The 26,327-nt window shown below is 45.0% G+C and carries 19 protein-coding genes; 8 read left to right on the forward strand and 11 right to left on the reverse strand.

From position 1 onward, the window contains the following. The 5 genes from fmt to APAR_RS04470 are packed head-to-tail and all read right to left on the reverse strand — an operon-like array spanning nucleotide 1 to nucleotide 10,439. Complete coding sequence (gene fmt / locus APAR_RS04450; RefSeq protein WP_012808953.1) at nucleotides 1-921, reverse strand: methionyl-tRNA formyltransferase; 921 nt, start codon at nucleotides 919-921, stop codon at nucleotides 1-3. 8 nt (nucleotides 922-929) lie between these two features. Next, entirely contained in the window at nucleotides 930-1,472 is a 543-nt protein-coding gene (def, locus tag APAR_RS04455; protein WP_012808954.1) for a peptide deformylase, read from the reverse strand. 8 nt (nucleotides 1,473-1,480) lie between these two features. Further along, on the reverse strand, nucleotides 1,481-3,793 hold the full coding sequence (priA, locus tag APAR_RS04460) for a replication restart helicase PriA (RefSeq protein ID WP_012808955.1): 2,313 nt from the start codon (nucleotides 3,791-3,793) through the stop codon (nucleotides 1,481-1,483). Between the two features lie 13 nt (nucleotides 3,794-3,806). Beyond that, complete coding sequence (locus APAR_RS04465; protein WP_012808956.1) at nucleotides 3,807-7,304, reverse strand: UvrD-helicase domain-containing protein; 3,498 nt, start codon at nucleotides 7,302-7,304, stop codon at nucleotides 3,807-3,809. Between the two features lie 6 nt (nucleotides 7,305-7,310). Continuing rightward, nucleotides 7,311-10,439 (reverse strand): PD-(D/E)XK nuclease family protein, encoded by a 3,129-nt coding sequence (locus APAR_RS04470; protein WP_012808957.1) that lies wholly within the window; start codon nucleotides 10,437-10,439, stop codon nucleotides 7,311-7,313. A gap of 106 nt (nucleotides 10,440-10,545) precedes the next feature. Between APAR_RS04470 and APAR_RS04475 the strand changes: the two genes are divergently transcribed. Next, nucleotides 10,546-11,385 carry a YaaA family protein gene (locus APAR_RS04475; protein ID WP_012808958.1) on the forward strand — a complete coding sequence of 280 codons (840 nt, stop codon included), beginning with the start codon at nucleotides 10,546-10,548 and terminating at the stop codon, nucleotides 11,383-11,385. A 19-nt stretch (nucleotides 11,386-11,404) separates the two neighbouring features. Here the strand turns inward: APAR_RS04475 and APAR_RS04480 are convergent, their stop codons facing one another. Further along, nucleotides 11,405-12,535, reverse strand: coding sequence for an acyltransferase (locus APAR_RS04480; protein WP_012808959.1), 1,131 nt, complete (start codon nucleotides 12,533-12,535; stop codon nucleotides 11,405-11,407). A gap of 72 nt (nucleotides 12,536-12,607) precedes the next feature. Between APAR_RS04480 and APAR_RS04485 the strand changes: the two genes are divergently transcribed. After that, entirely contained in the window at nucleotides 12,608-13,834 is a 1,227-nt protein-coding gene (locus tag APAR_RS04485; RefSeq protein WP_012808960.1) for an Mbeg1-like protein, read from the forward strand. Here the strand turns inward: APAR_RS04485 and APAR_RS04490 are convergent. Next, complete coding sequence (locus APAR_RS04490) at nucleotides 13,803-14,180, reverse strand: phage holin family protein (protein WP_012808961.1); 378 nt, start codon at nucleotides 14,178-14,180, stop codon at nucleotides 13,803-13,805. The genes APAR_RS04485 and APAR_RS04490 overlap by 32 nt on opposite strands. A 68-nt stretch (nucleotides 14,181-14,248) precedes the next feature. Next, nucleotides 14,249-14,521 (reverse strand): HPr family phosphocarrier protein, encoded by a 273-nt coding sequence (locus tag APAR_RS04495; RefSeq protein ID WP_012808962.1) that lies wholly within the window; start codon nucleotides 14,519-14,521, stop codon nucleotides 14,249-14,251. A 183-nt stretch (nucleotides 14,522-14,704) separates the two neighbouring features. Between APAR_RS04495 and APAR_RS04500 the strand changes: the two genes are divergently transcribed. Beyond that, nucleotides 14,705-16,015, forward strand: a complete 1,311-nt coding sequence (locus APAR_RS04500) for a coiled-coil domain-containing protein (RefSeq protein WP_012808963.1) — start codon at nucleotides 14,705-14,707, stop codon at nucleotides 16,013-16,015. A gap of 108 nt (nucleotides 16,016-16,123) precedes the next feature. On the opposite strand, the gene queA is transcribed toward APAR_RS04500, so the two are convergent. The 3 genes from queA to APAR_RS04515 are packed head-to-tail and all read right to left on the reverse strand — an operon-like array spanning nucleotide 16,124 to nucleotide 18,775. Continuing rightward, the gene (gene queA / locus APAR_RS04505) at nucleotides 16,124-17,287 is read right to left on the reverse strand and encodes a tRNA preQ1(34) S-adenosylmethionine ribosyltransferase-isomerase QueA (protein ID WP_012808964.1); all 1,164 of its coding nucleotides are present in this window, start codon (nucleotides 17,285-17,287) and stop codon (nucleotides 16,124-16,126) included. Next, the gene (locus tag APAR_RS04510; RefSeq protein WP_245526045.1) at nucleotides 17,277-17,909 is read right to left on the reverse strand and encodes an epoxyqueuosine reductase QueH; all 633 of its coding nucleotides are present in this window, start codon (nucleotides 17,907-17,909) and stop codon (nucleotides 17,277-17,279) included. Before APAR_RS04510 ends, queA begins: the two co-directional genes overlap by 11 nt. Continuing rightward, nucleotides 17,909-18,775, reverse strand: coding sequence for a CPBP family intramembrane glutamic endopeptidase (locus APAR_RS04515; protein ID WP_012808966.1), 867 nt, complete (start codon nucleotides 18,773-18,775; stop codon nucleotides 17,909-17,911). The genes APAR_RS04510 and APAR_RS04515 overlap by 1 nt, the downstream gene beginning before the upstream one ends. Before the next feature lie 127 nt (nucleotides 18,776-18,902). Here APAR_RS04515 and APAR_RS04520 point away from each other — a divergent pair, with 127 nt between their 5' ends. From APAR_RS04520 to APAR_RS04540, 5 genes are all read left to right on the forward strand, one after another. After that, the gene (locus APAR_RS04520) at nucleotides 18,903-20,942 is read left to right on the forward strand and encodes a class I tRNA ligase family protein (RefSeq protein WP_012808967.1); all 2,040 of its coding nucleotides are present in this window, start codon (nucleotides 18,903-18,905) and stop codon (nucleotides 20,940-20,942) included. Between the two features lie 21 nt (nucleotides 20,943-20,963). Next, nucleotides 20,964-21,860: an alpha/beta fold hydrolase gene (locus APAR_RS04525; protein ID WP_012808968.1), complete on the forward strand. Its 897-nt coding sequence runs from the start codon at nucleotides 20,964-20,966 to the stop codon at nucleotides 21,858-21,860. A 143-nt stretch (nucleotides 21,861-22,003) separates the two neighbouring features. Then, nucleotides 22,004-22,468: a MarR family winged helix-turn-helix transcriptional regulator gene (locus APAR_RS04530; RefSeq protein ID WP_012808969.1), complete on the forward strand. Its 465-nt coding sequence runs from the start codon at nucleotides 22,004-22,006 to the stop codon at nucleotides 22,466-22,468. Continuing rightward, on the forward strand, nucleotides 22,453-24,354 hold the full coding sequence (locus APAR_RS04535; RefSeq protein ID WP_012808970.1) for an ABC transporter ATP-binding protein: 1,902 nt from the start codon (nucleotides 22,453-22,455) through the stop codon (nucleotides 24,352-24,354). The genes APAR_RS04530 and APAR_RS04535 overlap by 16 nt, the downstream gene beginning before the upstream one ends. After that, complete coding sequence (locus APAR_RS04540) at nucleotides 24,347-26,263, forward strand: ABC transporter ATP-binding protein (protein ID WP_012808971.1); 1,917 nt, start codon at nucleotides 24,347-24,349, stop codon at nucleotides 26,261-26,263. The genes APAR_RS04535 and APAR_RS04540 overlap by 8 nt, the downstream gene beginning before the upstream one ends. Nucleotides 26,264-26,327 lie beyond the last annotated feature (64 nt).

Genomic DNA, 26,327 nt, shown 5'->3' on the forward strand with positions numbered 1-26,327 from the left:
TTACAGCTTCTGCCAGGTCATCTGGGACTTCTGAAGTCCTGCGGCAAATGATTGGGCATCCATAGAACGCTTACCATCTGGGCGTACCTCAAGAAGCTCTATGGAACCTTCAGCACAGCCAAGGAACAGTCTGTGATCTTGAACGGCAACAGAACCTTGAGCGACAGAAACATCGCTTGGAGCAAGCTGGGCACTCAATATGCGAAGAGACCTGCCTCCAACGGATACGCGAGCAGGAGCAGCATCAGAAGAAGCCTGGACCCTCAGTACATTAACTCGAGCAGAATCTTCTGGAGTAAGCTTCATTTCTTGCTTAGTAACTTTAGGAGCAAACGTTACTTCTCGCTCATCTTGTTCCTGCCACTCAAGAAAGCCATCTTTGAGTTCAGAGAGAGCCTCAGACAAAGCATCAGCACCCAGATGTGCCAATGTATCAGTAAGTTGCTCGGTATTTTTTGAACCAATCTCACACGATGCTTGCTTGCACCAATCTCCTGCGTCAAGTTCGTGCGCAATCTTCATGATGGAAACGCCAGCAACCACATCACCCGCAAGAATGGCCCGCTGAATTGGAGCAGCTCCACGCCAGCGAGGCAGCAGTGATGCGTGCACGTTCAGAGCACCGTAAGGCGCAAGAGAGATAACTTCATCTGGCAAAATGCAGCCAAAAGCAACTACGCAGAGCGCTTCTGGTTGTGCTTCACGCATTGCAGAAATTACTTCTGAAGTCATACGATTTGCCTCAAGAACGGGCAGATCAAGTTCTTGTGCGCATTTTTTTACAGGAGATGGCTCAAGCGTCTTCCCACGACCACGAACAGCATCTGGCCTTGTAATAACCAAAGCAACCTGGTGGTCATGAGCAAGTTTTTTGAGCGACGGAACAGCAAAATCTGGAGTTCCCATAAAGACTACGCGCATCTCAACTCCTAATAGTCTGTCTGACCAGGGCGAGCGCCAGAAGCCAGCGCTTCTTTATACTCTCGCAATGTCTCCATACGGGCGCCTGGTCCCAAGTGATCAGGCATAGTTACTCCGTTAATGTGGTCAATCTCATGCTGCAAACAAACGGCAAAAAGGTCTCCTTCTGCCTCATAGCGCATCAAATCACCGTCAAGGTTATATGCGTGAACGACAACGTGGCTTGGACGTGTAACAGGAACGGTAATGCCTGGGAATGAAAGACAGCCCTCTTCATACACACGAGGTTCACCGTCCGCAACTTTAATCTCTGGATTAATGAGCACAAAAGGGTTTTCTTGACCGTTTGGGTAATCAACGTCAATGACTACCATGCGCTTCATATAGCCAATCTGAGGACCAGCTAGACCAACGCCGTCGGTGGCATACATAACTTTAAGCATATGCTCAGCCATCTTGCGAACATCGTCGTTAATATCGTCAATTTCTTCGCACTTTTGGCTCAGACGAGGGTCTGGCCAAAGCACCATATCATCAATTTCAGAACTCATAACAATCCTTACATCATGTCATAAGCATCAACATCTAACGTCATGTTGATACCCACTCTTTTATCAAGTGAAGCAGCACATTGAGAAAGAATTTCTCCCACCTGAGCGTCTATGGGAGATTTTACTAAAATGTGTCTGCGGTACTTATCTTTTACCTTAGCCTTTACACAATCAGCAGGCCCCAAAATCTCCCATCCGGATTGCGCATCTAACTTTGCGTGAAGAGCATCTGCCATCTGATCTGCTACGCGACGAACTTCTTTTTCTGAAGCACCCCAGAAAAGCACATTAGACAAGCGCGAGAAGGGCGGATAAGCCCCTTCTCTTCTTTCTTTAAGCTCTGCATCCAAAAACGGACGCCTATCATGAGTCACAACAGAAGCAATGGCAGGATGTGTTGACCAGTACGACTGAATGATAACTTTACCCGGCTTTTCTCCCCTGCCTGCACGGCCAGCAACCTGTTCCAGCAAGTCAAATGTTCTCTCAGCTGCTCTAAAATCTGGCAGCTTAAGCATGGTATCAGCATTAATAACACCAACCAAGGTAACGTCTGGGAAATCCAAGCCTTTTGCAATCATCTGCGTACCAATGAGCACCGCTCCAGGGGTTGCATCAAAGAGCTCAAGAAGTCTCTGATGTTCTCCCTTTTTGGCCGTGGTATCAGCGTCCATACGAATAATTGGTGCATCGCCACCAAGCAGAAGCTTTAACTCATCTTCTACACGCTGCGTTCCCACGCCATATGCACCCATATAACGGCTGCCGCAGTTTGGACATTTGCTGGAAGGATTAGGGTACGCACGCTGAGACCATTGCCTACCACAGCTGTGACAGACCAGAGAATGCGTGCGCTCATGGTACGTGAGAGACGTCGAGCAATGCGGACATTCGGGCACACAACCACACTCACGACACATCAAAAAGTTTGCAAATCCACGACGATTAAGGAGTAGAACGCTTTTCTCGCCACGCTCTGTTATTTCTTGAAGCGCAAGAGCAAGAGCTGCCGAGAAAACCGATCTGCCTCCGTTTTTGAACTGAGAAGCCATATCAACTACCTGGACCTGCGGAAGCACCGCCACGCCAGGCCTCTCGGTCATGGCAACGCGCGTCCAGTTGGTACCACGCCAACTTCCTTGAGCCGTTCGGTAGAGGCTCTCGAGTGAAGGTGTTGCAGAACCAAGCACCAGAGCGGCACCGCGCAGACGCGCCATCTGAGCAGCAACTTCTCTTGCATGATAGCGTGGAAGTGAATCCTGCTTGTAAGAGGCCTCATGTTCCTCATCAATGATGTAAAGACCAGGATTTTTGATCGGTGCAAATAATGCAGAACGTGCACCTACTACCACGCGAGCCTTCCCCTGCCTAATCAAATCCCACTGGTCAAAACGCTCACCGAGTGAAAGCTTTGAGTGAAGAACAGCCACCTGCTCACCAAAACGTGAGCGGAATCGGCCAACTGTTTGTGCGGTAAGAGAAATCTCTGGGACAAGCACCACAGCACCCTTACCAGCTGCTAAAGTCTTCTCAATTGCAGAGAGATACACCTCAGTTTTACCTGAACCCGTTACACCATCAATAAGCACAACATCGCCCTGGGCAGCAGTTTGTGCAGCCTCAATTGCTGCAAGAGCGGATTTTTGGCCTTCAGTAAGCTGCTGAGGGCGTGGCGCTACGCCACTTGAAAGCGTAGTTCCCAATCCCTCTTGGCTTCCGCGAATTTGTCGCTGAGTGCGGACCTCAACAATGCCTTTTTTCTGCAGCGCAGTAACCGCGCTACGAGCTCCTGGAATTGTGGCCGAGAGCTCGGATAACCTCATCGCACCTTGCGCCAACGCCTCAAGCACCGAGCGTTGCTTGCTCGCATTTGCCGCAGGCGTAAAGTTGGTTGCCTTTTCAGTCAGCTCAACCCAACGCTCATCAACAGGACCAGATTTCTCACAAACAAGCTGCCATGGAGATTCTGCGTCCTTTCTGGTGACTTTAACCTTTTGACCAGGTGCTAAAAACGGATGTAATGCGTCTGCGTAACTGCAAGCGTATTCTTTGCTCATCCACTCTGCTGCCTGCGCAGACTGCTCATCAAACGCTGAACCTGCCAGGACTTGCGTTATCGGAAGGACGCGCGAAACATCCAAACCTGAAGACACGCTGTCTGAGACGCCTACGATATAGCCAACAACCTGCCTATGAGAAAACGGCACTAAAACCGTTGTTCCCACAACCGCAGTCTCTTCCAAAGAACTTGGAATAGCGTAGTCAAACGTGCCAGAGAGAGCACGAGTTGGTATGTCTAAAACAACATGTGCAAAAGGCACGTTTCTTGCCTCCTTAAAGCTGTGGTTGATGGTTTGCATCAAATGCGTATCGAGCAACGTGTGGCTGACCAGCCTCTTCAATCTCAACACAGACAAACGCGCACTCAACCTTAGTAAATCCACGTTGCATCAAAACGTAAGCATAGAAGTTTGCTTGCATCTGATGATGCTCATAAATTTGAGCGGCACTAAGGCCCTTATCACCCGTTTTATAGTCAACTACCAGCGCATCTTTGCTTCCCCTATTATAAGCGAGAAGATCGATAGCTCCTTCTACATAGTTCCCATATTCAGAATCAACCTGCAGCGTAAAGGGAGACTCCGCAATAACCACATCATGAGCTAAAGCTTCTTGTCTTATTTCAGAGTTACTCCACAATTCAAGTGCTTGTTTGACTCGTGATACCGCACGCTGAGGAACGCTATTCTTCAAGCACAATCTATCAATAATTTGTTCATCAACCTTAGACTGAGTCTCAACCATAATCTGAGCAAGCTCGTGGAAGGCTGAACCAAGGCTGGTTGGGTCTACTCCATCATCAGCTAATGTGCCAGGCAAAACAACGGAAGCTTCAGTTGCTGGTTGAGGGTTGTCTGCCTCATGTCCTTGACTTACTCCCTTGAATTCTTCCTCAAGCTTTTGGTTATTCTCACTCTCAAAATTCTCTGCCATTTGTTGGTGAGCTGATGAATAACTAAAGAAGCCTTTTCGCTGGTCATACGTAGTCTCTGAGGCAACGCTTAGTTCTGCCTTTTCATAAATGTCAAACGTTTCAACAGCTTGAGAGTATTTCTCTTCTCTTGGGTTGACATCAGAAGGTTCAACCAACTCTAAACCTTCAACCTGAATCGGCTCATCCTTCTTGCCAGAACCCTCAACCACACGCATGCAACCAGCAAGATTGCCGCCATATTCAAATAAATGCTCACCAGCAGAAAGTGGTGTCTCTTCAAACAAGGCATCTGTAATCTTGCGTGTATAACGGGGACTAATTCCCTCTTTAGTGAGATCAATAGTTGAGGTAAGAATGACTGCTTCTCGAGCGCGTGTTAGAGCAACATACAAACAGCGATTTTGCTCCTGCTCTTCAGCCTCATTCTCTTGAGCCTCCAAGAACATTCTCCACTTAAGAAGATTCTTACATTCATCAATACTTGTAGGAACCTCATGACAGCCGTCATACAAATTTTTGAGTTTTTTAGAACTGCTAGAGAATGCAATTTGATACGAATTATCTTTTTTAACATGCAAAAATGGTTCACCGCCAGCTGATGCCTTAGGACCAGAAACTGCCCCCACAACAGCAACAACAGGAAATTCCAATCCCTTAGATGCGTGAATAGTCATAAACGTGACTGCATTTTGAGTGCTGCTATGAAGCACCTTTGGTGACTCTTTAGCCGTACCGCACCACTCACTAAATGCCTTTGCAACTGAAGCAATACCAACGCTTAACTCCTTTTGCAAACTATCAATCTGCTCAAGAGCTGCAAAAATATTTGCAATCTTTGACTGTCCCTCATTGCCCTTATTTTGAAGGCGAGAAATCCATCCAGCATCAAGAACTACTTTTTTAAGAACGTCTGAAACTCTATTATTTGAGAGGGAGCTACGAGCATCACTCAAAATCTCTAAAGCATTTTTAAGCTTCAGACTTATCTCAAAAGGTGGATTAAACGCGTCATTTACCAATGACTCCGCGATATCTCTATTAGTAATCTTCTGTCCATTTTCTCCAAAATTAGTACCTAGTAGAAGCAAATCTGACGCATCAAGATTAAAAATTTCGCTCGAGAGTACAGGAAATAGTCCTTCGTATGAATCGTACATATTTGCGAGTGTCTGTAAAAGACTGCCAATCAGTTCAACCTCAGGCTGCTCACCAAAAGTTGAAGCTCCAGAAACCACGCTTTCAATTCCAAAGGTACGAAGTGCCTCAATATAAGGCTGTGCCTCTTTAACCGATGACATCAAAATTGCAACATCTTTTGCTTGGATATTCTCATCCTGCATAAGCGTGTTAATTCTGTCCGCAAGTTGATGGGCGACAAGTTGTTTTCTTGAAATATCATCGCCCGGCTTAGAGCTTCCTGACTTTACAAATTTTGTTACTTCAAAATACACTCGTGGTGAATGAGCAATGAACGGAGTTGTAGGCTCTTCTCGCCCAGCGGACAGATCCATAAAGTCAGCAATCATGCCATCAGCACTACAAACTTTTGCAACAAATCGCAAAATCTCATTATGGCTGCGGAAATTATCTACAAGACGGGGTTGTAAATCTTCTGGAACCTCTGCTTGACGTCTGAAGAACACATCAACATCAGCGCCGCGAAAACGATAAATTGACTGCTGCGCGTCACCAACTGTTGTGAGATATTGGGCATCTTTACCCGAGAGACTCTTAATCATCTGCACTTGCTGCTGGTCTGTATCTTGGAACTCATCAACCATTACAAGCTTGAATTTATCTGTGTAAACAGCCGCAATCTCCGGATGCTCTTCAAACACCTTTGCCGTTAGATGCAAAAGATCATCGTTATCAAGGCCGCCAATAGCAAGTTTCTTCTGTTTAAAGAGCTTGTAGACCTGCTCTGTAACATCTTTCAGACGTTGACCCTCAGACACATCCTGAATAAGCCCAAATAAAGAGCTACAAACTTTAAGCTGGTACACAGCTTCATCTCTTACCATTTTTATTTCTTTTGAAGATCGAACGGCCTTGACGGCTTTTCCCAGAGCCTCCCAAAACGCCTGGTCAAAATCAGTGAGCGAGAGGACCAAGTGTTGCTGCAATTTACTTAAAAGCTCAGATTGAACACTCTGTAGCTGCTCTGCTTCATCTGGTTTCTTTTCAGCAATTGCGGCCTTGAACGCTTCAAGTGCACCACATAAACTCTCAAGCTCTGCTTTTAGAACATCCAGGTCAGAGCTGTCCCCTACAAACGAAATAGAATCTATTCCTAGAGGAGATGACTGAGCATACGAGATCAGCGTTTCAATACGGGACTTCAGCGCATCTCTGTTCCCTGCGTAAGTAGAAAGGAATTCAGCATAGCTTTCATCTTGAGAAAGCTCCCTGAGTACTTCTTCAATAGATATGGTAACCAGCTGATTTCTGGTCATGTCGTCAATGATTTCAAACTCAGGATCAAGATCCAAATCAAGTGCATGGATCTTTAAGATTCTGCTACACATACCGTGGATAGTACTAATCCACGCATCATCAACCTGCAACGCAGCGCTATGCAGGCCTTCTTTTTCTAAAGCTTCCCTAACGCGTTCCTTAATTTCTGTAGCTGCAGCATTGGTAAACGTAATAATCAATGCCTGGTCAAGACTACTCAAGTACGGCTTTCCATCAGCTCCAGAGCCTTCTTTTAAAGCCCACACAATTCTCTGTGTAAGCGTAAAAGTTTTTCCTGAACCAGCACCTGCTGCAACAAAAAGAGGCTTATCAAGCGTCTTGATGGTCTTCTCTTGACCAGGCGTATAACGTGTATCAGCCATAATAGCTTACCTCCTCTTGTCACATAGTTTTACTGGGCAATACTTACACGCATCCTTATCGCAAGGATTGGCTCGGACATCTCCAGAAAGCATAGCTTGAACCTTCTGCGCAATTAAATTCTCCCAAGCGTCCAAAAAGTCTGCAAACTCTGCAGAATTTTGAGACACAACCATAACCGCCTGGTCCCTGAGCTTTTTATCTTCCGGATGTATGTTCCAAATATGTTCTGTTGCCGCTTCTGTTGCCATACCCGCAAGAGCAAATGAAGGCTTATCTTTTTGCTCTTTGGTGCCCAGATAAATTGCGGCAACTGACTCAAGCTCATACTTGGTGAGCTGTTTTCTCATAATCTGAGCATATATTGCGGACTGCACATGCCTTGGCAAGACCTCTTTTGAAACTTCACTATCCAGACTTAACTTTGCTGAATAAGCCTTCAGATCTTTTGTCCCCTTGTGCTTATAGTCAATAATAAGTGCCTGACCATGAGCGTTTACATCTACGCGGTCGATCGAACCAGTAAACTGAGCTCCTGCATACTCAACAACATTTTCTTCTCTACCAAAACGAAGCTCAAAGAATCTGGGTTGATAACCAATAAAGTGCGAAGCTTCAAACTCGAGAAGATCCTTAAGATTTTCTCGAATATTCTCAACCTGTTTTCTTTCTTGAATGCTATGCGGAATAAGCTCATTTGAAGATGCTCGGTTAATGTTGTTAAACTGCTCATCCCACACCTGAGCAAAACAGCTGTCTAACACTTGTTTTGCATGATCTAAGTTATCAGTTGTAATCCTAGATCCGGCAACGTCTTGCAAAAGTACGGATTCAACTGCCGTATCAACCTCAGTCACATCACAACCAAGCGCTTCTGCTAAAAGCGTTGCGTGTGTGAGCTCTAGTACACGATGGATAAAAGTACCCATCTGCATTGGAGCAAACTCAGTGTCTACCTGAGAAATCTTGATGCGACGTTGTGTGAACCATTTGTAGGGGCACTCAAGATACGTTTCAATTTGAGAAGCGGAAAGAAGCGGAAGTCCTTCTCGCGAGACCTCAATAAGACCCTGTAATTCCTGCTCAAGAGTCTCCCTAGTCAAATGACGTGGGAGTACCACAATATTTTTGAGTTTAGAGTCAATCTCACCAGATTCGATTGTTGGAAGTTCAGCAACACGTTTTAGATCTGAAGCTTGAGGCAACAGGTTTACCAGCACCTCTTCTTCTCCGCGCACAAGCCCCGTCTTCTTTGCATAGTCTTTTGGATAGCATGCTTTGACTTCACTGAGAGCCACCGCATTAAAGACATCTTTTTGCTCTACTTTTTCAAATGCAACGCTGGTAGAAGCGGTTGCAAGCGCCGTATAAAAATCTCTTTGGTACCGTGCAAACTCTGATACCTTAGGCGTTTTACTAGCATGGCGAACAAACTCTTGAAGAGCACCGTCTGATGCCTTAACGCCAAAATTCAACGTATCCATGCCCTGGAAAATGACGGCATCAAAAGAATGAGCTTGGCTCACGGGAGCGATTAACACCTGAATATCAGACTTAATACCATTAGAAACAGGCATCATGACCGCCTGATCTTTGCAGAGATCCATAAACGATTTGAGTGTCTGAGGAGTGAGCTTTAATCCTGCCTCATGAAGCTCTTGAGCAGAAGAAACAATCTTGCTCATTACCTTAAGCGACTCTTGATTTTGAAGAGACTGAAGAGTCAACTCTTTAGACTGAGCAACCTCTGACTGCTCATCAGATATTTCTGCTGAAAGATGTTCAATAATACGCTGGGCTGCAGAACCAATTCTGCCCAGCTCAAGGCTCTTGATGGTCTCTGCGCACAGACGTGAACTCATAGCTGCTTTAGAAAGCGTCTCAAGCACTCTAGTAGCATATAGCGTTCTGTTACCACGCCAACTCTTATCCAGCATCCATGCGCGCTCAACGCTTATGCCTGAAATAGGAGAAATCAAATAATCCGTAAGGGTATGCGGAGGCCACCACGACATATCCCCCATCTGGTGATCGGATGCCTGGTAGTCAATGTTTTTCTCGAGCTCTGCGCGTTCACTGAGCGTAACATACGCATCAATCAAGCTGGCAAATGCACGACCTGCAAGTGAATCCTGAATACGCACCGAACGCCTATAGTGAACAGCAATTCCCTTAGCTGCAAGTTTTTGCGAAAGCGCATCCCAAACCCTTTGCGGATTTGAAGTGTACACAACAAAGCTCTTGCTGCCAGACTCTACGCACTGAGAGATATACCTGCTTATAGACTCTGCCTCGGCATGCTGGCCCAGCGGCGACAAAAACGTTACCGCACCGCTCGGCGTAATCTTATTGCCCTCCTTGGCCCTAAACACACTGGCGAGAAGATCGTTGAGCTCCTGGCTTTTTGCGGCTGGCGCAGGCTCCGCATCCACACGACAATCGCATCCCGGGCCTCCGACCAACTCCAGCTGCTGCTCTGCTGCATAACCTGCAGGTCCTTCTGGCACGTAGAGAGAAAACGTCACATCACGCTTCTGCGCTAGCTTACGCACAAACTTAAGACGCGCCTCCGAAAGATCTTCAACTCGCGAGAAAATCAGTGCAGGTCCTTGCGCTGGAATGGACTGCAGTAGATAATCCAGACACTGGCACACCTCGACATAAGACTTTTCTTCAAGCAGTGCCTTGTAGCGCTCTAGCACCTTACAAGCACTCATCTGACCAGCAGAAAGTTGACCAGAGGCCATAATCTGATCAAGCTCTGTAAGATACTCTGGAGCAAGCTTAGACAGAAGCTCCACAGTACCCTTGCTATTATTCAAAGTGCCTAGCTCATCAGCAGACATTCCATCCAAAATCTGCTGGAAAAATACCTTGCGAAGCGTAGTTGAAAGCAGACGATCAGAGCTTCCGTACAACTTCCATTGGTCGCGCATCCACTCGTCAAAAGTTGAAACATTCACGCCAACAGAAAGCTCTTGGATGGATCCAAGTTGTCTCTTAACTAACAAAACAGCATCGGGAGAAGGCACTATAAGCCAAGCAGAGCCCCACCTCTCAAGTGAAGCCCTTAGCTGCTCTTGAACAGAGTTTGATAAGAAAGCACCTGTTTGTTGTTTGTACAGAAGCAAGCTCATACGTCACCTCTCCGATTTTTCTTACTTCTTAAGTTACCACGCACACCGGACATAAATTAGAATCAAACTAAACAACAACTAAAAATCCCTCATCAAAAGGATTTTCATGATTATTTTGCTTCCACCATCGTCAGGAAAAACCGCTCCCACCTCGGGACCTTCTCTTAATCTCTCATCGCTTTTGTTTGGCTCTGAGCTCACCAGCTGTCGAGAAGAACTTATCAAAGATCTACACCAAGTTTGCTCCCATGCAGACGCAGCTCAGGTGCTTAAAATTGGTCCGAACACCGTCAGTGACATAGCCGACAACCTGGACATCTTTGAGGCTCCAACCACAACTGCGCTCAACCTTTATACTGGTGTGCTCTTTGAGGCTGCAAAATTCAACCAGACGCTTAAAAACGTCATGTTGGAAAACACGCAGAAAACAGTCGCACTACCAGCAGATATCCTCAACTCAGAAATCATGATTTTCTCTGGTCTCTGGGGCGTTGTAAGACCGCACGATCTTCTCCCCAACTATAGACTTTCTGCATCAATCAAGCTGCCCAACATAGGTACCGTTGCAACTTACTGGAAAAAGCAGCTCAATCCCCTGTTAGACGCCGCTCTAAAAGACCAAATAGTTGTGGATTGTCGTTCGGGAGAATACAGAAAGATGTGGACGCCTTCAGCAAAGCATCCTTGTGAGCTACTGCAAGTTGTTGTTCAGCGAGAAGATCCTCGTACTGGAAAGCGTAGTGTTGTATCGCATAACGCAAAACACATGCGTGGCGTACTCGCAGGCGCCCTCTTTGAGCGGCGAGCAAGCGGAAAGCTTTCTGGAGAAGTTAATACGTCTCAAATTGTAGAAATTGCAAGTAATCTACCAGGCGTAATTGATGTTGATGTAAGCGCAGCAAATGCTTCTGGAGAAGCGACGCTTACGTTAGTAACCAGCTTCTAAACCAGACAGCGCTATCTTTTTATTTCTTCAATATCAGTTTGATCTGCCTCATCAGCCACTGAAATGCTATCACTGCAACAATTGTAATCATGAAGACAAAAACGCCTCGTACAAAAGCGTTTCCAAGCAGGCTGTACGGGAATCGACCAAGCCTTAGTCCTAAGAAGTTAATAACAGGAATTTGGAAGAGGTAAACTCCTAAAACACCTGCAGATACCGTGCTGATGCGCTTCTTGGCACCATCGGAAAGCTCCTGCAACTTTGGCTCAAGGTTCAGCACAAAAAGGAACAAAGACGCCGCCTGTGCTAAACAGAAGAAGTTTCTGATAGTAATTGGATAGCTCTGATACGTCATTTCTGGCGTCAGTGGGGTTCCAAAGTTGTTGGCAATAAGTCCCCATCCAAACATTGCTGCAGAAGAAAGCAAGAAAACCACGGCGAGCACAAGATTGTTTTTAGTAAATTTTGGAAGCTCGTCGTAATACGTCTTAACGTAATATCCAAGCAAATAATAGAAAAGACCATCGCTGTTAAAGGCAGCCCATCTAAACAGCTGATCAAAGTAGATACCACGCACACCAATAAACTCAAGAAGTGGCAGACCAAAGCTCACAAAGAGCGTGAGCACCATGACATAAAGCAGGGTTTCTTTTTTCTGTACCACCAAAGAAAGAACAGGTGTCAAAAGATACAGATACAAAATGGTATAGATAAACCAAAGTGTGCTGTTCACGTTATTGGTTAAAAAGCGCTTTACAAAATCAGCAATGCCAGCGCTTGCAGCAAATTCTTCAGCACCCCAAAACTTTGTAGGAAAAAGCACATACAACAGATACACCGTTATGCTGCCAAAAATAAGCGCCATCAGTGTTTTTCTTGCACGCTTTATAAAGAATGTCTTTGTGGAATATTTACTTCTATAACCAAGCAGATTCATACCACTCAGCATAAAAAAGATTGGTACAGCATAAATAAACGCAGCTTGTAGTGCTAAAGAGAAGGCCCACGTTTTAGTGTGGGCAAGTGAAAAAACATTAAGCGAGGTATGCAACATAACAACAGCAATGCCTGCCAGAATGGTAAGAATATCTGCAAAAACAAAGCGTTTCTTGGCGGCGGCTGCTTTTGAAGAAACTGTAGCTTTTTCCATGGGCTTCTCCCCAAATTAATTAACTTTCCACTATGCTTAGTATACGAAATATACCAGCAGGAAAGAGGCATCATGGCAAATGTCGTTGACTATCTACACTGGCGCGGCGATCTAACGTTTGAAAAAGACCCCTTCAACAACGTCGATAACCTGATTCTCTCAATCCTTTCCTACATGGGATTTGGCGGAGTCGTTCCTTCCGAGCGTAGCGAGAAACGCGTTCAGCTTGGTGACGCTTGCGCCAAAATACTGAAGAAACTCAAAAACGATCCTTCTCTTATCGCAGGATTTTCTCGCGTTGACGGAACCTTCCTTGAGGCACTGGTTGATGCTCCCCGCTTTGCCAACATTGAGCTGGGCCGGTATGTAGACCGCATCAATGTCGAGAAAAGCCTGCAGTTTGCAGCGTTTACCGCCTATCTTCCTACGGGACAGATGTTTGTTTCATTTAGAGGAACTGACGGTACCCTAGTTGGTTGGCGAGAAAACCTCAACCTCAGCTTTCAGGTTACATCCGCTGATAAATCAGCCGCTCTCTACCTTGAGAAACGTATTCGTGAACATCTTGCAGAGGGCAATAGTAGTACGTGCGCAAACGTTATGGTTGGCGGCCACTCAAAGGGTGGAAACCTTGCAGCACATGCAGCAACAGTTTGCCCCAAAGAGCTTCTTTGCACAATTGATCGCGTCTGGAGCAACGATGGTCCTAACATGTGTCCAGAACTTCTCCATACCACTGCTCACCAGGTGTTAGGCGATAAATACATCCGAATTTTGCCTGAATTTAGTGTAGTTGGCATGATTTTTGATGATCCTGCTGTGCCAAAGCTCATTGTAAAAAGCTCCGAAACAGGCATGATGGCTCACGACGGCATCTCATGGCAAGTTATGCGCAACACGTTTGAGTTTGCCGATGACTTCCAACTCGAATGCAAAAAAATTAACGAGGCATTCAGTGCCTGGTATAAAGATCTACCACTTTCTAAAAGAGAGCACTTTACCAATGAACTCTTTGATGCGCTCTCTGCAGGCGGCGCAATTTATTTCAGTGACATTATCAGCTCGCCTGCAAACTTACAACCTGTTGTTACAGCACTTACTAAAACAGAAAAGCAAACCAAAGAGATCTTCTTTGACCTCCTTAGTTCGCTTGTCAATGCATCCGCAACATCTTTGATTGAAAACATCACCGAGTCATCTCAGATTTCTCAGATTACTTCTGTAATCTCAGAAAGTTTTGCCAAACTTGATAAAGCCCAAAAGGAGCTTAGGAAAGGTTCTCCTTCTTCAGACCAGTAAGGCTTATAACAACTGAAGAAACAATCGAGATAACTATTGATCCCAGGATAGCGGTACCTAAAGAATCAATAGCAACGCCTGCGTGCAACAAATTCCTTGAGATAAAACTTGCAAGCTCAAGCATAAAAGCATTAATAAAGAGCGAGAAAATGCCTAAGGTCAACACGTTAATGGGCAACGAGAGTAGCTTAACAATAGGCTTGATGCCAGTATTAACTGCTGCAAGCACCAACGAAAACAGAATAGGTCCTGCCCACGAGCCTCCCACAATAGTCATACCAGGAATTACGGTACATGTCACCAAAGTAGCAACAGTAGTTACAAGCCATGTTGCAACAAATGTCATACTAACCTCTCTTTGAAAAAAGCCCAGCAAAAGCCGGGCTTAAGATACGCTTTATGTAAGCCGCTAGCCTACTCGCCAAAACCGCTATCAACAAGAGCGATAAGAGCGTCAAGAGCTGCCTGCTCGTCAGCGCCGTCACATGCAATCTCAATCTTGGTGCCAGTACCCAGACCAGCAGCAAGAATCATCATGATGGACTTAGCATTAACTGGTGCGGAGTCCTTGTCAACATTCTTGATGGTGACATTGCTCTCAAACTTCTTTGCCTCAGAAACAAAGACGGATGCAGGACGAGCATGAAGACCAGTTGCATTGATGATTGTAGTCTGCTTTGAAACCATAAGTGGACTCCCCTTCCGGAAACCAAAAATCTACTCGAGAGTTATTCTCGATTAATCGTTACTATCGTAACAAAACATAACGTATTATATCCAATCTTATTTCCAGAAAGAACCAAATTAGACTATGAATTCCCCAAAAACAGGGTAAAAATAAAAAGTCAGAACTCTTATAGGAGGATCATCATGGCTGAAAACGATATCCAAAACTCTGACCCTGAGGAATTGGACACAATAAATACTCAAGCAACAACTTCCAATGAGCAGAATGAATCTGCAAATACAACTGAAACCAGCAAATCTCAAGACATCCAAAAGATTGCAAAGGACACTACTCAGGTAGTTGCAAAGAGTGTAGGCAGTGCATTTGAGAACGCTACAACTGCTGTTGCAGAAGGTTTCCAAGCCACCAAAGAAGTCCACAACGCCGCCAAAGAGACAAGCTCTGCAAAGCATGAGCTTAAGCATATGCAAGAACACCTTGCTAAAGACAAACAGGATCTTGAGCATCGAGACTACGTGCGAGACTCATTTGATCAGATTATTGCTGAGCAGGAGCAAATTCTTACAGAAACAGCTAAGGTCATGAGTGATCAATCTACGCAAGTGGATCTTCTTACAGTTAAGAAAAATCAGCTTATTCAGAAGCTTGAACAGCAAAAAGTTGACGACGAAACAAAAATTAAGCCTTACAAAGAGGTTACCGCCACTGCAAAGGGCAGACTTGACGATATCTCAAAGACTATCTCTGAGGCACAGCGTGGCGTTAAAAATGCTGAAGCTCAGCTTAAAGAAGTTACCGAGAAACGCGACGCTGCTGTAGCATCTGCAAATAAAGCACTGGAGAACTCCCAAGCAAGACAGCTTTCTCTGAGAGAAGAACTTGCTGGTCTTAAGACAGACCCCGCTGCCAATCACGATGCAATTGTTCGTTTAGAAGAAGACCTCAAGTCAGAGCTTACCCGCGCAGAACAAGCCAAAAAGCAAGCTGATGAGCTTCAAAACTCTTTCCAGTCTTCTCTTGAGATGGCACAAACACATTACTGGACACAGGGTAAATCGTTGGAGTACTCAGAATCCTCTATTGATGCCGCTCGTAAAGATTATGAACAGAAGCAGCAAGAATATGATGCTGTAGTAGCTGAGGCTAATGCCCGCCAAAGAATTCTTAGCAAAGACATAGAGAACCTCGAAGAGAAAATTAAGACAGCAAAAGAGCTCTTTAACAATGCAGCAGATAAACACGATGAAGCGCAATCGGTTATTGATGATGCTAAAGAAATCCACGCAACGCCAGAAATTACTGAACAGCTAAGAAAATCTGTTAACGAACAAGTAATCAACATTAATGCTAAACAACACACGCTTAAAGAGCTTATTAATGGCGAGAAAATCCTTCGAGAGACAACTCGTGGTCAGCGTATTGGCTTCATCATTGTTATCCTTGGCATGATAGCGATTCTTGGAACCTTTGTATGGCTGGTTTTTAACTGGTAATACAACCATTACCCCAAATAAGATAACGTATGAAAAAAGTGCTCACATTACTGTGAGCACTTTTTATCTAGAACTAAACTCTCAAACTGAACGTGGGGACCATGCTCACTAAATAATGATCATAGCGTCACCAAATGACAAGAAACGGTACTTCTCGTCAATGGCACTTTGATAGGCATTCATAATCTGCTCACGCGTTGCAAAAGCGGAAACAAGCATCATCAAAGTTGAGCGTGGAACATGGAAGTTAGTCACCATAGTGTCTACCACATGAAACGTAGAACCTGGCATCAAATACAGATTGGTAGTTGCGTTTTCTCGGGCAACCATATCACCTTTGTGGGTCACCGCAGCAGAATCTTCCGCCTCCTCAAAGCGATGCGCAACAACAGGAGGCTCGTCTGCAGGAAGCTGGCTATCCCAGGTGCTCTCAAGTGAGCGGACACTGGTAGTACCAATAGCAATGACCTTATGGCCAGCCGCTTTAGTAGCCTTTACTGCTTCAACAACTTCTGGAGCTACGTGGTAGCGCTCAGTATGAATGACGTGCTTTGTGGGGTCATCCTCCGTTACTAACCTAAAGGTATCAATACCAACCTCAAGCTCAACAGATGCCCACTGAACGCCCTTTGCTTTAATGGTTTCAATAAGTTTTGGAGTAAAGTGAAGGCCTGCAGTAGGAGCTGCAGCGGAGTGCTCATCCTGCATAGCATAAACCGTCTGATATTTCTCTGGATCTCCCTCATACTGCGTAATATAAGGAGGTAGAGGGACGTGACCTGCCTCATGAATAGCCTCATCAAGGGTACGCTCTCCCTGAGCTTCAAAACGCACCAGGCGTCCTCCCCTGTTGTCATCAACAAAATCCACAATAGTGCCCGTGAGCACCACAGGAGCTGAATCAGGAGCATGCAGGCCACCCGCGCGATACTCAATTACTGCACCAGGCTTAAGGCGTTTGCCAGGATTTACCAGACACTCCCATACACTACCCAATGCATCAATGTCTTCTCGACGTTTTAAAAGCAGTGTTTCTGACACGCCACCCGTATTTTGCTTTTTGCCCACAAGACGTGCTGGCATAACGCGTGTTTGATTAACTACAACCAAGTCACCCGGATCAAGATACTCCACGATATCGGTAAAGCGCTTGTGCTCTATGCGACCATCTTCTCTATGCAGCACCAACAACCTACAAGAGTCTCTAGGCTCAGCGGGAGTCTGGGCAATGCGTTCTTCTGGAAGATTGTAATCAAAATCGTCAGTTCGCATGACGTGCTGCCTTTCTTGCGTCACGAGCTTCATGACGCTCTATCTGAGCCTCGGCTGCAGAATACCTGCAGCCGCAATAATTTTGTCGATACATACCAAGCTCACGAGACTCTTTTGTAGCCTCCGGATAATACGGACGAAAATCTCTCCATACAGGCGTCAGCCCATGAGCATGCGCAATGGATACCAGCTCATCCTCACATGCATCAAAAAGCTGATAGGGCGAGACGGCCAGTGTAGTAGAAACGTATTCAAATCCACGCTCTACCGCCACACGACAACTCTCTGCTAAGCGAATTGCGTAACAAGCGCGGCAACGACGGTCCCGCTCAAACCCCTGAGGAGCAACAGCGCGCTCCCACTGTTCTCGTGGATCTCCTGCCACAATCACCTCAACATGAGCTTCTTCTTTAGCCCACGTAAGTAGGGTCTGGAGACGCTTATCGTGCTCTTCAACAGGTTGAATATTGGGATTTGTCCAACAAATAGTTGGCTCAAAACCCTCTTCCCTCAGATGCTTTAAAGGTTCAAGTGAGCATGGTCCACAGCATGCATGAAGTAACAGCGGTGTTCCCGGCTCTATTGAAAGAGTCTCAATTGACTGAAGCATGTTTGAAGCCATTAGTTTTTCTCGCCTTGTGCTTTATAACATTTCCAACCTACTATGGCACAGGCAACAAGGCATACAAAAATAGTAACAACACTTGCTTCAATACCGTAGGCACCACCCGAGATAAATTCAGATGCCGCAGGATATGCTGTTAAAAGTGTAGTAGGAAGAAGCGTAGTAGTAACCGAAATACCAAGAATAGGACCAGTCACAAAGTTCCAAATAAAGTGCATGGCAATGGTCATGAGAAGGTTATCGGTAAGCCAAAAAACCAAGCCATAGAGAATGCCCATCAAAAAGACTGAAATTGTTGCTGCAACAGAGATATTTGGTGTAAGACCATACGTTGCGGTAAAGAGTACTGCCTGAAGTACAAGGGCCACTGGAAAAGAGCTCTTAGCTTCAACACCAGTTTGCAGATAACCCCTAAATAAGATTTCTTCAGCCGCAGACTCAATGAACGTTACCACAAGTAAAAAAAGAGCAACAAAAACGTTGTAGGAAGCATTGAAGTTAAAATTAAAACCTTCAATAAGCATAATAGAACCAAAGGTAAACAACACCATTAAAAAGCCAAAGGTAACTCCGCGCATAAAACCTGGCCACATACTTATGCGAAGACCCAAAGATCTAAAATCACGTTTATTTACACGAGTAATCCACACAAGAATTAAGCCGGCTACCAGTATGCTTCCTAGAAGATCTAACGCTGCAGGAAGAATATCGTTTGGCGGAAGCTCGCCCATAACCAGCAATGGAATATGGCACAAAAACATAAGTAAAAGCGCAAGGTCAGCCACAAGAAAGGGCGTCACCACAGACTTTGGTGGATCCTTTAACACAAACTCAAGACTTGTCTTTGGCTTTTTTCTTCCCACAAATTCTCCTTACATAATTTCTACTCACTATAGTATCGAGTTCTGAATCTATTCGTGTAGTAAATCAAAAAAGATTAAAATAAGAAGATAATTTGCGTAATCTACTAATTTCAACTGCGAGGTATCCATGGCCGAAAGCTACGACATGAACAACCGCCCACATTTTCCTAAACGCGCTGTCATTACTGGTGGTATGCCCTACGGCAATAAGAATCTCCACTTTGGACATATTGCGGGCGTCTTTGTCCCAGCGGATTTCTTTGCTCGTTTCTTAAGAGATCGAATTGGCCAGAAAAACGTACTATTTATCTCGGGAACTGATTGCTATGGCTCTCCTATTGCAGAGGGCTATCGCAAAAAAGTTGAAGATGAAGGCTATGAAGGAACTATTCTCGATTACGTTAATCAAAACCATAACCTGCAAAAAAGCGCTCTTAACGCCTATAACATCTCTCTTGATTTCTATGGCGGTTCCGCGCTAGAGCCAGCTGCAAAAATTCACGAAGAAATGGCAGATAGTATTATGCACCGCCTCTATGAGCGCGGTAAACTCTCTAAGCTCTCTACCAAACAGTTCTATGATACCGAGGCTCAGACGTTCTTAAACGGCCGTCAGGTCAATGGACGCTGCCCTATTAAAGGATGCAAGTCAGAAAAAGCTTACGCCGAAGAATGTGATCTGGGCCATCAATTCAATCCAGAGGAGCTTATTGCTCCTGTTTCGCAACTCACTGGCACTACACCAGAGCTTCGTCCTGCACCAAGCTGGTATTTTGACCTGCCACAATACAAAGAGTTCTTAAACAATCTTGTAGAGAAGTGGAAGACCAATCCACAAATTCGCTCAGTTATTACTTCAACCGTTCAAGAAACTTTGACCGAGCCCATTATCTATATCCAAAACTCCTACCGCCAAGACTTCAATGGCGTTACTTCTTCCCTTCCCGCTCATAGTGTTATTGAGCCAGAAGGCAATGCGTCTTCCTTCTCAGTTGTCTTTAAAAATTGGCAAGACAGAGATGAGGCTCGCGAGAAACTCAAAGAGGCTGGAATTCGCTTTAGAACAAGCAAGACGCTTCTGCCTTACCGTATGACTGGCAACATTTCTTGGGGCCTCAAGTCTCCAGACATTGAAGATCTAAAAGACCTTACCATCTGGGTTTGGACAGAGTCTCTCTGGGCTCCTATCACATTCACTCGTGCTGCTCTATCTGAAGACGCAAGTAATGGTGGCAGCCGCTACTCTTCTGACGAGTGGCGTGATTGGTGGTGCAGCGATGATGCAGCTGTCTATCAGTTTATTGGTCAGGACAACATCTTCTTCTACTGCATTGTCCAGAACCCACTGTGGGATGCACTTGATTGGGGTCTCATCACCGATACTCCAGTTGCTAACTACCATATTCTCTTTATGAATAAGAAGGCTTCCAGCTCTGGTGCTATCAAACCTCCAATGGCTGAGGAACTTCTTGAGTTCTACACTCCAGAACAGCTCCGTGCTCACTGGCTCTCTCTTGGCCTTGATCAGCGTGCCGTGTCCTTCTCGCCAAAGGCTTTTGATACCTCTGTATCCAGAAAGGGAAAAGATGGTGAACCAGATCTTCTTGTAAAAGATGACCCTCGCGTTGTTGATCCAGCGCTGAAAGAGTCTGCATTCCTCACTAACATTTTTAACCGTATGGCTCGTAGCTGCCTTTATGGTGCAGCTAATGCTTGTGGTGGTCACCTGCCTGTCAGCGAGCCACACCAGGAAGTTATCGACGCTTCTCAAGAGGTACTTCTAAAGTACGAGCAGCTTGCATACAGCTTTGACGCGCACTCTGCACTTGCTGCAGTTGACGAGTATGCGCGCACAGAAAACAAGCGTTGGAGCGAGGCTTCCAAGGCTGCTCAAGGCAATGATGCGGCTTACGACCAGGCACTTGCCGATGCGTTTTATGGGCTCAAGACCATCACACTGCTCATGCACCCAGCTGTTCCAGAAGGCTGCGAGCGCATTGCAGATGCGCTTAACTTCTCACATGAGGAGTTCTTCTCCTGGGAGAACGCTTTTATGGGTCCAAAAGAACTTGCAGCAAAGCTTGGTCAGAGCGCAGAGGAGCACCAGCTTGAAGAGCTTCCACCTCGCTTTGACTTCTTCAAAGCACATCCCAGCCAGAAAAACTAAAACGCGCAGCTAGGAGCATACGTGGTCGAGTTTCCACCCGTCTATCGTCCAAAACCATATAGCAAGCCAACAGCACACCTGAAGAGCCATCTTCAGGTGTTGCTTGATGATGGCGCAGAAATTGCAACATTTGTGTATACTCCCAACACCTCTACTAACGAGAAACCCTGTAAAAACCTCACTTCAACTAAGGACTATTTAGCGTCTATTACCGACGACACATTTTCTACTCCCATTGTTTTTCTTCACGGAAACGGTGAAGAGCATGGAATCTTTGGCTCCATCATTGATGAGGTATGCAACCGTGGCTATACCGCTATTGGTATTGACTCAAGAGATCAAGGTCAGAGCACACGTGGCACAGCTGCCTTTACCTACGAGCAGATGGCAGAAGATGCATACGTTGTCCTAAAACAACTTGGTATTACCTCCGCTCATGTTGTGGGCTTTTCTGATGGAGCCATCCTTGGTCTACTTTTGGCGCGTGACTATCCAGACATTGTTGCTTCACTGGTTTCCATTGGAGCAAATCTTGAACCTGATACGTTGGGTGATATGACCTGGTTGTATGAAAGTATTGAGGGTAATAAGCGCTGGGCGGCTGAAGGCTGGGAAGGTGCTGTTCTAGAAGATGGCTATCCTGTTCCCTCACCTGCTGAAGCAGCTCGTATTGCAGAGCATCTTGAGCTTATGGTAGACAATCCTCATATTGACCCTGCAACCCTTAAACATATCTCTGTTCCTGTTGTTGTTATGGCGGGTGAATACGATGAAATTTATCCAGAGGAAACTCGCCGCATTGCTGAGGCAATTCCCACGGCACGTCTTCTCTTTATTCCAGGATGCCCTCACAATGTTCCAAAAGTGTCTCCATGCGCAGTAGTACGAAGAATTTTTGCAAATCTTTCCTACTTTTAAACAAAGGGCTAGTATTCTAACTAATCTACCTGCTTTTATTTCAAAAAAATAAAACTTCGGTACTTAATTGTTAAGTACCTTGCTATCTCAAAATTTTTGAGTAAAATACCTAACAAGAATTATTTCTGTTATGGGAGGTATTCATGCATCAAGCGCCTACCTCACCTACTCAAGAGATGCGTATTATTCGCAATCTTGGCCATCTAGGTCATTACCTTTACATCACGCGCGGATGTCGTGGCGGTCAGCAATTTATTTTGACCGTGCTCTATCGTAATGGGAATATGACACAAAAAGATCTTCTCGCCAAGACAAAAAATACATCCGCATCACTTTCAGAAATGGTGAGCAAACTTGAAGCAAAGGGTCTTATTGAACGAACACGTGTTGATAAAGACCGCAGACAGACGCTTCTTTCATTAACGCAAGAAGGTCGTAAACAAGCTCAAGAGGTTCAAGAATCCATTGGATCATTTGAAACACAAGCCTTATCTATTCTTTCAGATAAAGAAAAAACTGTTCTTTGCGGATATCTAGATAGATTAGTTGAACATTGGGACACATTTAACAAAGACGAGAAGGGAGAAACAACATGCCAGAAGAAGTAACTTCAACCGAAGAACTCGAAGACATGGTTGAATCAACCGAAGCAGATACTGCTTTGATCCCCTCAACATTGACCGGTATTGTTGACGTAAATAATTTTTCTTTTAAAGAAATTGCTACTGTTCTTTCAAAGAGCATTGGTGAGTTTAAGAAAGACACTATCCTCACACCAGTCTTTGTTATGGCAGAGACCATCTTAGAGGTCCTTATTCCCTTTAGAACGGCAGCTCTCGTTGATACTCTTCGAGCTGGTGCAGATCTCAACGCCATTCTCCAGTCGGGACTCATTCTTACCGCTATGGCAATGTTGTCGCTGCTATTTGGAACGCTTTCTGGCATCTCTGTTGCTAAGGCATCTACTGGATTTGCGCGCAACCTTCGCCGTGATATGTTCCGTAACATTCAAAAGTTCTCGTTTACCACTATTGACGCATTCTCTTCATCATCTTTAGTAACACGTCTTACTACGGATATCTCTAACGTACAGATGGCATTTATGATGCTCATTCGCATGGCTGTACGTGCACCCTTTATGTTTATTTCAGCCTTTATCGCAGGATTTATAATGGGTGGTTGGCTTGCAATTATTTTTGTTGCAGTCATGCCTCTTTTGGGAATTGGTCTTTACCTCATTATTTCTAGGGTCATTCCTATCTTTAAGAAAGTCTTTAAAAAGTACGATGCGCTCAACGAATCCGCTGAAGAAAACCTTGCTGGCATCCGCGTTGTTAAGTCGTTTGTAAATGAAAATTTTGAACGTCAAAAATTTAATAAAGCTTCAGAAGAATTACGCGAAGACTTTACTTCAGCAGAAAGACTTATAGCTCTAAACTCCCCTTTTATGAACTTCACCATTTACGTACTGTTTGTTTTTATTCTTTACTTTGGCCCTTACCTTATTGTCTCTTCTCAGGGAACTGCCTTTAGTGTTGGCCAGCTTTCTTCCCTTATTACCTATGGCTTTATGATGCTTATGGCACTTATGATGCTTTCCTTTGTCTTTGCCATGATTATCATCGCAGAGGAAGGTGCTCGCCGTATCTGTGAGGTACTACTTGCAACTTCTACCATTAACAACCCAGAAAATCCTATAACCAAGGTTACTGACGGCTCCATTGATTTTAAGAACGTTGGATTCTCTTATTCTGGACCAGGGGGTCGAGAAGCCCTGTCTGACGTTAACCTTCACATTAACTCTGGTGAGGTCATTGGCATCATCGGTGGTACTGGCTCTGCTAAGTCCACATTGGTACAACTTATTCCTCGTCTATACGACGTAACTGCTGGCAGTGTTTCTGTTGGTGGACATGATGTCAGAGACTATGACATTGATACCCTTCGTAGCGCTGTTGCTATGGTTCTTCAAAAGAACGTGCTCTTTAGTGGCACCATTAAAGAAAATCTTCTCTGGGGTAATCCTAACGCTACCGATGAAGAAATTCTTGAAGCGGCCCGTCTTGCTCAAGCAGATAGCTTTGTTCAAACCTTTCCTGATAAATATGAGACTCATATTGAGCAGGGTGGCAACAATGTTTCTGGTGGTCAAAAACAGCGTCTCTGCATTGCACGCGCACTTCTTAAACGTCCAAAAGTACTTATTCTTGATGACTCTACCAGCGCTGTCGATACAAAGACTGATTCTTTAATTCGCACTGGCCTCAAAGATTATCTGCCTGATACCACCAAGATTATCATTGCTCAACGTACATCCAGTATTGAAGAGTCTGACAAGATTATTGTTCTGGATAACGGCCGCATTAACGCTATTGGTACGCATGAAGAGCTCTTGAAAGATAACCCAATCTATCGCGAAGTATACTTCTCGCAGAACAAACAAAGTGTTGATGAAAACCAGTCCCAGGAAGGCGAGGTGACTTCTCATGAGTAAGGAAGTAGAAACAAATTACGCAAGGCCAAAGCTTCCCGTGGGAAAAATTCTTACCCGTACCATTAAAATGCTCTGGGAGTTCTACCCTGTCCTTCTCCCTATAGCACTTCTTGGTGCTGTTATTCAAGCAATTATGCAGTCACTTCCAAGTGTTTTCTTAGAGCGAATTCTCTCCATCATTTCTAACTTTATTGATACCGGTGACTGGAGTTCTGCAGAAGGCCTGGTCTTCCAGAACGTTGCACTTCTCGCCACCTTCTATGTCATTGGACTTCTTGCAAACATCATCTCTACCCAGGGTATGGCTATTATCACCCAAGGAGCACTGCAAAAATGGCGCTCAAAGATGTTCTCGCACATGCAAGATTTGCCAATTAGGTATTTTGATACACATCTCAACGGCGACATCATGAGCTATTACACTAACGATATTGATGCCATGCGCCAGATGATTGGCACCAGTCTTCCAAACCTCCTCTTTACCTTTGTGGTAATAATCGCAGTAGTGTTTATCATGTTCTACTACAGCGCACTTATGGCTCTGGTTGTTCTGTTTAGTGTCTCTCTAATGGCTCTTACTACCAAAAACCTTGGTGGTAAGTCAGCTAAGAACTTTGTTAAAACTCAAAAAACCACAGCAGACGTTGAGGGTCATATTCAGGAAATGATGAATGGCGAGAAGGTCGTTAAGGTCTTTAGCCACGAAGCAGAAACCATTGAATCCTTTGATAAGATTAACGACGATCTGATGATTGTTGCAAGGAACGCGAATCTCTATGCAAACACGCTTATGCCTATCCTCAACAACTTAGGCAACATCATGTACGTTATAGTTGCTATTGTTTCTGGTGTGTTTATTGCTTTAAATATTCAGAACGTCTCTTTGTCCGGACTTCCTTTCACCATTGCAGTAGCTGTCCCCTTCCTCAATATGACACGTCAGTTCTCTGCGCAAATTAACCAGATTTCTGGTCAGATTAACTCCGTTGTCATGGGTGTTGCTGGTGCTAATCGTATCTTTGAACTGCTCGATGAGCCTGCTGAAACTGATAAAGGTTACGTTACCTTAGTCAACTCAGAAACAATTGACGGACAGATACAGGAAGCCGAGTACCGTACCGGCTACTGGGCTTGGAAGTATCCGCATAGCGATGGCACGGTTACTTACACTCCAATCAAAGGTGATGTGCGTCTCTTTGATGTTGATTTTGGCTACGAGCCAGGAAACACCGTGTTACATGATATTTCTCTTTATGCAAAACCTGGTCAGAAGGTTGCTTTTGTTGGTGCAACAGGTGCAGGTAAAACAACCATTACTAATCTTCTTAACCGTTTCTACGACATTGAAGACGGTAAAATTCGTTACGATGGCATCAACATCAATAAAATTAAAAAGAGCTCTCTCCGCCGCGCTCTTGGCATTGTTCTTCAAGACGTCAATCTCTTTACAGGTACTGTTTTAGATAACATTCGCTACGGCCGCCTTGACGCCACTGACGAAGACTGCGTAAAGGCTGCAAAGCTTGCCGGAGCTGATGACTTTATCAAGCGTCTACCAAACGGCTATCACACTATACTCAAGGATAACGGTAGCGCACTTTCCCAGGGACAACGCCAGCTCATTTCCATTGCCCGTGCAGCAGTTGCAGATCCACCAGTCATGATCTTGGACGAGGCTACCTCCAGTATTGATACACGTACTGAAGCTATTGTTCAGCGTGGTATGGATGCTCTTATGTACGACCGCACCACCTTTGTTATTGCCCACCGTCTCTCTACAGTTAGAAACGCAGATGTTATTGTCGTTCTTGACCACGGTCGCATTATTGAGCGTGGTACACACGACGAACTTCTCACCAAGAGAGGAACGTACTACCAGCTCTACACTGGAGCCTTTGAGCTCGAGTAATATTTGGTCCATGTAACGCAAAACGCCTTGTCATCTTAGTGGCAAGGCGTTTTTTGTGCACATA

Source organism: Lancefieldella parvula DSM 20469, from assembly GCF_000024225.1.
In the GTDB taxonomy this organism is placed as follows: Bacteria; Actinomycetota; Coriobacteriia; order Coriobacteriales; family Atopobiaceae; genus Lancefieldella; species Lancefieldella parvula.

Coding starts and splice junctions, on each gene's coding strand:
- fmt (WP_012808953.1), bottom strand. CDS start 921: ATGCGCGTAGTCTTTATGGGAACTCCAGATTTTGCTGTTCCGTCGCTC.
- def (WP_012808954.1), bottom strand. CDS start 1,472: ATGAGTTCTGAAATTGATGATATGGTGCTTTGGCCAGACCCTCGTCTG.
- APAR_RS04465 (WP_012808956.1), bottom strand. CDS start 7,304: ATGGCTGATACACGTTATACGCCTGGTCAAGAGAAGACCATCAAGACG.
- APAR_RS04470 (WP_012808957.1), bottom strand. CDS start 10,439: ATGAGCTTGCTTCTGTACAAACAACAAACAGGTGCTTTCTTATCAAAC.
- APAR_RS04475 (WP_012808958.1), top strand. CDS start 10,546: ATGATTATTTTGCTTCCACCATCGTCAGGAAAAACCGCTCCCACCTCG.
- APAR_RS04480 (WP_012808959.1), bottom strand. CDS start 12,535: ATGGAAAAAGCTACAGTTTCTTCAAAAGCAGCCGCCGCCAAGAAACGC.
- APAR_RS04485 (WP_012808960.1), top strand. CDS start 12,608: ATGGCAAATGTCGTTGACTATCTACACTGGCGCGGCGATCTAACGTTT.
- APAR_RS04490 (WP_012808961.1), bottom strand. CDS start 14,180: ATGACATTTGTTGCAACATGGCTTGTAACTACTGTTGCTACTTTGGTG.
- APAR_RS04495 (WP_012808962.1), bottom strand. CDS start 14,521: ATGGTTTCAAAGCAGACTACAATCATCAATGCAACTGGTCTTCATGCT.
- APAR_RS04500 (WP_012808963.1), top strand. CDS start 14,705: ATGGCTGAAAACGATATCCAAAACTCTGACCCTGAGGAATTGGACACA.
- queA (WP_012808964.1), bottom strand. CDS start 17,287: ATGCGAACTGACGATTTTGATTACAATCTTCCAGAAGAACGCATTGCC.
- APAR_RS04510 (WP_245526045.1), bottom strand. CDS start 17,909: ATGGCTTCAAACATGCTTCAGTCAATTGAGACTCTTTCAATAGAGCCG.
- APAR_RS04520 (WP_012808967.1), top strand. CDS start 18,903: ATGGCCGAAAGCTACGACATGAACAACCGCCCACATTTTCCTAAACGC.
- APAR_RS04530 (WP_012808969.1), top strand. CDS start 22,004: ATGCATCAAGCGCCTACCTCACCTACTCAAGAGATGCGTATTATTCGC.
- APAR_RS04535 (WP_012808970.1), top strand. CDS start 22,453: ATGCCAGAAGAAGTAACTTCAACCGAAGAACTCGAAGACATGGTTGAA.
- APAR_RS04540 (WP_012808971.1), top strand. CDS start 24,347: ATGAGTAAGGAAGTAGAAACAAATTACGCAAGGCCAAAGCTTCCCGTG.